The sequence below is a fragment of the Bradyrhizobium sp. MI1.3 genome, assembly GCF_055811695.1.
This window is the reverse complement of the sequence record NZ_JBVVPQ010000038.1, coordinates 63,568-71,006: the sequence shown is the minus strand read 5'-3', so window position 1 is coordinate 71,006 and position 7,439 is coordinate 63,568. Positions and strand designations below refer to the sequence as shown.

Here is a 7,439-nt window from a genome sequence, read left to right as displayed (position 1 = left end):
CCTCCCTGACCCTCCCCCACAAGGGGGGAGGGAACGGAGAGAGCGGCACCCCGCCGCTCGGAAAACTGAGGGTCCATCGGAATCACACCGCACCCCCGATCCGCAGCTCCCGCGAATCGATCCCGAGGGGGGCGTGGGTGGCGGCGACGATCAGGCCGCCGCGCGCCAAGTGCTCGCGCATCAATCCGGAAAACATGTCCTGGCCCGCGACATCCAGTGCCGTGGTCGGCTCGTCCAAGAGCCAGACCGGCCGGCGGACGGTCAGCAGGCGGGCCAGCGAGAGCCGGCGGCGCTGGCCTGCGGACAGGAAGGCGGCGGGCAGATCGGCGGCATGGTCGAGCCCGACGGTGGCGAGGCTCTCGCCGGCGTCGAAACGCTCGCCGCCCAAGAAATCGGCCCAGAACGTCAGATTCTCCGCCACGCTCAGGGCTGGCTTCAGGGCGTCGCGATGACCGAGATAATGGCATTGCTCCGGCAATGTCAGCTCGGCGTCACCTCCGTGCAGCGCGATCGTGCCGCCCGCCGGAATGAGCAGGCCCGCGATCAGCCGCAGCAGCGAGGTCTTGCCCGATCCGTTGCGGCCCACGACCGCCACGGCTTCGCCGGAGCCGGCCCCGAAATCGAGCCCGGCAAACACCTCGCGGCCGCCCCGCACGCATGTGACCCCATGTCCGGAAAGCTGCATCTCGCCTCGTACCAGCCCGCTCAACGTCAGGCCTCAGGAAAACTTGGGGTAGCGTATGGGAATTTTTGGCTCGCGGATTGCCGCGGCACGTTTGTGGCTGTGGCGGCGCGGTTAGAAAGCTTCTATAAGCCCGGAACTACTTGATGCAGCAACTCAACCTGCCCCTGCAAGCGACTCAGCCTGCCTACGCTGACGGTGTTAAAATACCCTGCCGGGTATAACTAACAATTGGGATTTCCTACATGACCTCGCTCGACAGCTTCAAATGCAAAAAGACCCTCAAGGTCGGCGCCAAGACCTATGTCTATTACAGCCTGCCCACGGCCGAGAAGAATGGTCTGAAGGGAATTTCGAAACTCCCCTATTCGATGAAGGTCTTGCTCGAGAACCTGCTCCGCAACGAGGACGGCCGCTCGGTCAAGAAGGAAGACATCGTCGCGGTGTCGAAGTGGCTGCGCAAGAAGTCGCTGGAGCATGAGATCGCCTTCCGCCCGGCGCGCGTGCTGATGCAGGACTTCACCGGCGTCCCCGCCGTGGTCGATCTCGCCGCGATGCGCAACGCGATGCAGAAGCTTGGCGGCGATGCCGAGAAGATCAATCCGCTGGTGCCGGTCGACCTCGTCATCGACCACTCCGTGATCGTGAACTTCTTCGGTGACAACAAGGCGTTCGGCAAGAACGTCACCGAGGAATACAAGCAGAACCAGGAACGCTACGAGTTCCTGAAATGGGGCCAGAAGGCGTTCTCGAACTTCTCCGTCGTGCCGCCCGGCACCGGCATCTGCCACCAGGTCAATCTCGAATATCTCTCCCAGACGGTCTGGACCAAGAAGGAGAAGATGACGGTCGGCAAGAAGACCGGCACCTTCGAGGTCGCCTATCCCGACTCGCTGGTCGGCACCGATTCCCACACCACCATGGTCAACGGTCTCGCCGTGCTCGGCTGGGGCGTCGGCGGCATCGAGGCCGAAGCCTGCATGCTCGGCCAGCCGCTGTCGATGCTGCTGCCCAACGTCGTCGGCTTCAAGCTGAAGGGCGCGATGAAGGAAGGCGTCACCGCGACCGACCTCGTGCTGACGGTGACGCAGATGCTGCGCAAGCTCGGCGTTGTCGGCAAGTTCGTCGAGTTCTTCGGCCCCGGCCTCGACCATCTCTCGGTCGCCGACAAGGCGACCATCGCCAACATGGCGCCCGAATATGGCGCGACCTGCGGCTTCTTCCCGGTCGACGCCGCCGCGCTCGATTATCTCAAGACCTCCGGCCGCGCCTCGGCGCGCGTCGCGCTGGTGCAGGCCTATGCGAAGGCGCAAGGGCTGTTCCGCACCGCCAAGTCGGCCGATCCGGTGTTCACGGAGACGCTGACGCTCGACCTCGGTGACGTCGTGCCGTCGATGGCCGGTCCGAAGCGCCCCGAAGGCCGCATTGCGCTGCCGTCCGTGGCCGAGGGCTTCTCGCTCGCGCTCGCCACCGAATACAAGAAGGCCGAGGAGCCGGCGAAGCGCTTTGCCGTCGAGGGCAAGAAGTTCGACATCGGCCATGGCGACGTCGTCATCGCCGCGATCACCTCCTGCACGAACACCTCGAACCCGAGCGTGCTGATCGGCGCCGGTCTGCTGGCGCGCAACGCCGCCGCGAAGGGCCTCAAGGCAAAGCCGTGGGTGAAGACCTCGCTCGCCCCGGGCAGTCAGGTGGTGGCGGCCTATCTCGCCGATTCCGGTCTCCAGGCCGATCTCGACAAGGTCGGCTTCAACCTGGTCGGTTTCGGCTGCACCACCTGCATCGGCAATTCCGGTCCGCTGCCCGAGGAGATCTCGAAGTCGATCAACGACAACGGCATTGTCGCGGCTGCCGTGCTCTCCGGTAACCGCAACTTCGAAGGCCGCGTCTCGCCGGACGTGCAGGCGAACTATCTGGCCTCGCCGCCGCTCGTGGTCGCCCACGCGCTCGCGGGCACCGTCACCAAGAACCTCGCCATCGAACCGCTCGGTGAAGGCAAGGACGGCAAGCCGGTCTACCTGAAGGACATCTGGCCGACGACGAAGGAGATCAACGCCTTCATGAAGAAGTTCGTGACCGCGTCGATCTTCAAGAAGAAGTATGCCGATGTGTTCAAGGGCGACACCAACTGGCGCAAGATCAAGACGGTCGAGAGCGAGACCTATCGCTGGAACATGAGCTCGACCTATGTGCAGAACCCGCCCTATTTCGAAGGCATGAAGAAGGAGCCGGAGCCGGTCACCGACATCGTCGAGGCCCGCATCCTCGCCATGTTCGGCGACAAGATCACCACCGACCACATCTCGCCGGCCGGTTCGATCAAGCTCACCTCGCCCGCCGGCAAATATCTCAGCGAACACCAGGTACGTCCGGCCGACTTCAACCAGTACGGCACGCGGCGCGGCAACCATGAAGTCATGATGCGCGGCACCTTCGCCAATATCCGCATCAAGAACTTCATGCTCAAGGGCGCGGATGGAAATATCCCTGAGGGCGGTCTGACAAAACACTGGCCAGACGGCGAGCAGATGTCGATCTACGACGCCGCGATGAAGTACCAGCAGGAGCAGGTGCCGCTGGTGGTGTTCGCCGGCGCCGAATACGGCAACGGCTCCTCGCGCGACTGGGCCGCGAAGGGCACGCGTCTGCTCGGCGTGCGCGCCGTGATCTGCCAGAGCTTCGAGCGCATCCACCGCTCCAACCTGGTCGGCATGGGCGTGCTGCCGCTGACGTTCGAGGACGGCACCTCCTGGTCGTCGCTCGGTCTGAAGGGCGACGAGAAGGTCACGCTGCGCGGCCTCGTCGGCGAGCTCAAGCCGCGCCAGAAGCTGACCGCGGAGATCGTCTCCGGCGACGGTTCGCTGCAGCGCGTTTCGCTGCTCTGCCGCATCGATACGCTGGACGAGCTGGAATACTACCGCAACGGCGGCATCTTGCACTACGTGCTGCGCAAGCTCGCGGCGTAAGCGCGGACTTGTGAACGGTGGCTCACTGCGAAGTGAGTAGTAGGTTACACGAAGGCGGCCTATCACAAGGCCGCCTTCACGCGTTTGCGGCAGGCTTCAGATGGGCCCGCCCGGCGGAGAACCCCACGCTTTGGACGGTTACTTTGGCGGACGAAAGTGTGAGGCCCGTAAGACTACGGTGACCATCCGGCGGTAAGATTTCCCTCTCACGAGCAATGGTGTACGGCGTTCGACATGACAACAATGACGGCTTCTCATCTGGTTTCACGCTGGTCCGGCGCCCTCTGGTCGGGAGCTCTTGGTCTCTGTGCGATCGTCGCCGTCATCCGTCCTGCCGAGGCTGATCCCCGCGCCGTTGTCGAATTGTTTACCTCGCAGGGCTGCTCCTCCTGCCCGCCGGCCGACAAGATCATCGGCGACCTCGCCCGCGATCCCTCGATCATCGCGCTGAGCATGCCGATCGACTATTGGGACTATCTCGGCTGGAAGGACACATTGGCCGATTCGCGCTTCTCTGCACGGCAGCGTGCCTATTCGCGCATGCGCGGCGATCGCGAAGTCTACACACCGCAGGTCGTGGTCAACGGCTCCACGCATGTCGTCGGCAGCGACCGCACCGGCATCGAAAGCGCGATCGGCAAAACCGACACGGGCACGGGCGTGATGAGCGTGCCGGTGACGATGTCGCTCGCGGGCAAGCAGATCAACGTCTCGGTGGCCGCGAGCAACGAGCCGACCGTGTCCCACGGCGAGGTCTGGATCTGCTCGATTGCGAAATCGGTGCCGATCGCGATCAGCCGCGGCGAAAATCGTGGACAGCAGGTCATCTATCACAACGTGGTGCGCAACCTGCTCAAGGTCGGCGACTGGACCGGCCGTCCGGAAAGCTGGACGGTGCCGATCGAGAACCTCACGCGCGACGGCGTCGACGGTGCCGTGGTCTATGTTCAGGACGGCAGCCGCGAGAAGCCGGGCCCGATGCTGGGCGCGGCGTATACGTCGCTGCACTGACGCGCACACTTCGAATCTTCCGACTCAAGCACGCTCTCAATCCTCATGGTGAGGAGGCGCGTCAGCGCCGTCTCGAACCATGCAGGCCCTACTGAGGCAGCTCGGCCTCGATCCTTCGAGACGCCGCTTCGCGGCTCCTCAGGATGAGGGGAGAGAGTTTGTGCGGAGATGGTGAGATATGCGTCGAGGCAGAAACATCCCGACACAGACAAAACCGACCCAAACAAAAAAGGACCAACTCGCGTTGGCCCTCCTTGTCGTGCGAACAGACCCGATCCTGACGGCCCCGGGGGGCTGGGGGCTGAGGAATCCGGAACCGAAAGGACCGGGTCAACGCACACAAGTCTTTTCGCAATGCAGGGCGGCAGTCGCTTGGCGGAAAAGCGGCGACACTATGATTCCTGCTAACGATCCCGTGACGGTTTGCCGCGACAGAGTTCCACCGCTGCGTGTGGGCGGTTTGCTCCGGTCCAGTGTCCTTCCAGGGGCCCCTTGCGGTGGGGAACAGTTGGCGCGATCATGCAACTGTCATGATCCGCGGTTCCGGGGACGGTTCTTCGCGGACGCGGTCATGCTGATGCGACAGGAGGCGACCTATGAGTCTGTCGGAGGATGCCGATCCGAGCGAACAGCGCGCGGCGGCGCGCCCCGCCGCTTCGAATGCGCAGCTGAGCCGCGTGACGTTCAACCGGCTCGAGCTGCACCGTATTCTCAATCTCTACGGCCGGATGGTCGCCGACGGCGAGTGGCGCGACTATGCCATCGACTTCCTCAGGGATCGCGCCGTGTTCTCGGTCTTCCGCCGCGCCTCGGAAGTGCCAATTTATCGTATCGAGAAGGATCCGCGCCTCGCGCGCAAGCAGGGCATGTACAGCGTGATCTCGGCGACGGGCTTGATCCTGCGCCGCGGCCACGAACTGGAGCGCGTGCTCCTGGTGATCGATCGCAAATTGGCGGTGGTGTGAGCAGGGATCCAGTAGCCCGGATGAGCGTAGCGACATCCGGGTCTTTGCTTGCAGCCTTCCCGGGTATCGCTTCGCTCACCCGGGCTACGGGCCTTACTTCCCCGGCACGCTCTTCGCGCCCTCGCCAAGATCCCGCTGCATCATCACCGTGTCCAGCCAGCGGCCGAATTTCAGCCCGACGCTGGGATGCGTGCCGATCATCTTGAAGCCGCCCTTGCTGTGCACGCCGATCGAACCCGCATTGGCGGAATCGCCGATCACGGCGATCATCTGGCGGAAACCGCGCGCCTCGCACTCGACGATCAGCCGCTCCAGCAGGAGCGCTCCGATGCCGCGGCGGTGGAAGGACGGATCGAGATAGATCGAGTTCTCGACCGTGAAGCGGTAGGCCGGCCGCGGCCGGTAGGCGCCGGCATAGGCGTAGCCGGCGACGCGCCCGTCGAGGATGGCGACGAAATAGGGGTAGCCGCCGTCGATCAGCGTACGGTAGCGGCGCGTCATCTCGGCGAGATCGGGCGGCTCCAGCTCGAACGTCGCGGTGCCCTCGCGGACAGCCTGCTGGTAGATGGCGGTGATGGCGGGAAGGTCGGCCTCAATGGTGGGCCTGATATCGGGTGCGGACATGCCGCAAGATTAGAGCCTTCCTGGGACGGCTGGAAGAGGCGAACCGCCTCCCCACGTCGTCATTGCGAGCGAAGCAGCCTCCATCTTCTCCGCTGTCATGCCCCGCGTAGGCGGGGCATCCAGTACTCCGAAACAGTGCAGCAAGAACAGAGCCGCTGCGGCGTACTGGATCGCCCGCCCCAGTGCGCAATTGCGCACAAGGCAGGCGATGACGACGTCCGGCCCACCCAAACAAAAACCCCGGCCTTTCGGCCGGGGTTCGTGTCCGTCCTCTCGCCTCAGCGCTTAGTCGCGCTGGCCGAGGAGCTGCAGGAGCAGCGTGAACAGGTTGATGAAGTTCAGGTACAGCGACAGCGCGCCGGTGATGGCCGCACGCTCTGCGATGTCACCGCCGGCCGAGGCGTAGCCGTAGATGTAGTCGTTCTTCAGCCGCTGGGTATCCCAGGCCGTGAGGCCCGCGAACACCAGCACGCCGACCACCGACACCACGAACTGCAGCACCGAGCTCGCCAGGAACAGGTTTACCAGGCTCGCGATCACGATGCCGATCAGGCCCATGAACAGGAACGAACCCATTCCGCTCATGTCACGCTTGGTGGTGTAGCCGTAGAGGCTGAGCGCGCCGAAGGTCGCCGCGGTGATGAAGAACACCCGCACGATCGAGGTGTGCGTGAACACCAGGAAGATCGAGGACAGCGAGACGCCCATCAGCGCCGCGAACACCCAGAACAGGATCTGGGCGGTCGAGGGAGCGAGACGGTTGATGCCCGCCGAGATCACGAACACCATGGCGAGCGGCGCGAGCATGAACAGCCACTTCAGCGGGCTGACGAACATCGCGTAGCCGAACGGCGTCAGGAACAGCTTGCCGACGCGGACGGCTTCCGGGGTCGGAACATCCGTCACGGCGGCCATGTAGACGCCGAGCGCGGCCAAGCCGGTGATGGCGAGGCCAATGCTCATGTAGTTGTAGATGCGCAGCATGTAGGCGCGCAGGCCGGCATCGACCGTCGCGGCGTCAACACGCCCGGCGGCCCTGCCGAAAGGAGAAGCGTAATTGCGGTCTAGGTCCGACATGGTCGAATTCCCGTTGGTTGGTCCGGTCCGGCATGAGGGTCGCCATGCCGCCGGTTCGTCAAACTCTATCTCGGATACCGATGTCTGCCGACTAAATTTTGGCTAACAATCGGG

Annotated in this window: 6 protein-coding genes; 3 read left to right on the top strand and 3 right to left on the bottom strand. The window is 64.0% G+C overall.

Features of this window, described 5'->3' with window-relative positions:
• Positions 1-82: 82 nt before the first annotated feature.
• Positions 83-685, bottom strand: a complete 603-nt coding sequence (gene ccmA / locus AC0L3A_RS25490; RefSeq protein WP_007598847.1) for a heme ABC exporter ATP-binding protein CcmA — start codon at positions 683-685, stop codon at positions 83-85.
• A 242-nt stretch (positions 686-927) separates the two neighbouring features.
• Between ccmA and acnA the strand changes: the two genes are divergently transcribed.
• From acnA to AC0L3A_RS25475, 3 genes are all read left to right on the top strand, one after another.
• Complete coding sequence (gene acnA, locus AC0L3A_RS25485; protein ID WP_007598848.1) at positions 928-3,648, top strand: aconitate hydratase AcnA; 2,721 nt, start codon at positions 928-930, stop codon at positions 3,646-3,648.
• A 234-nt stretch (positions 3,649-3,882) separates the two neighbouring features.
• On the top strand, positions 3,883-4,659 hold the full coding sequence (locus AC0L3A_RS25480) for a DUF1223 domain-containing protein (RefSeq protein WP_007598850.1): 777 nt from the start codon (positions 3,883-3,885) through the stop codon (positions 4,657-4,659).
• A 596-nt stretch (positions 4,660-5,255) separates the two neighbouring features.
• Positions 5,256-5,624 carry a DUF2794 domain-containing protein gene (locus tag AC0L3A_RS25475; protein WP_007598853.1) on the top strand — a complete coding sequence of 123 codons (369 nt, stop codon included), beginning with the start codon at positions 5,256-5,258 and terminating at the stop codon, positions 5,622-5,624.
• A gap of 93 nt (positions 5,625-5,717) precedes the next feature.
• On the opposite strand, the gene AC0L3A_RS25470 is transcribed toward AC0L3A_RS25475, so the two are convergent.
• Positions 5,718-6,248, bottom strand: a complete 531-nt coding sequence (locus AC0L3A_RS25470) for a GNAT family N-acetyltransferase (protein WP_007598854.1) — start codon at positions 6,246-6,248, stop codon at positions 5,718-5,720.
• Positions 6,249-6,533: 285 nt separating this feature from the next.
• The gene (locus tag AC0L3A_RS25465) at positions 6,534-7,325 is read right to left on the bottom strand and encodes a Bax inhibitor-1/YccA family protein (protein ID WP_007598855.1); all 792 of its coding nucleotides are present in this window, start codon (positions 7,323-7,325) and stop codon (positions 6,534-6,536) included.
• Between the last annotated feature and the right edge of the window lie 114 nt (positions 7,326-7,439).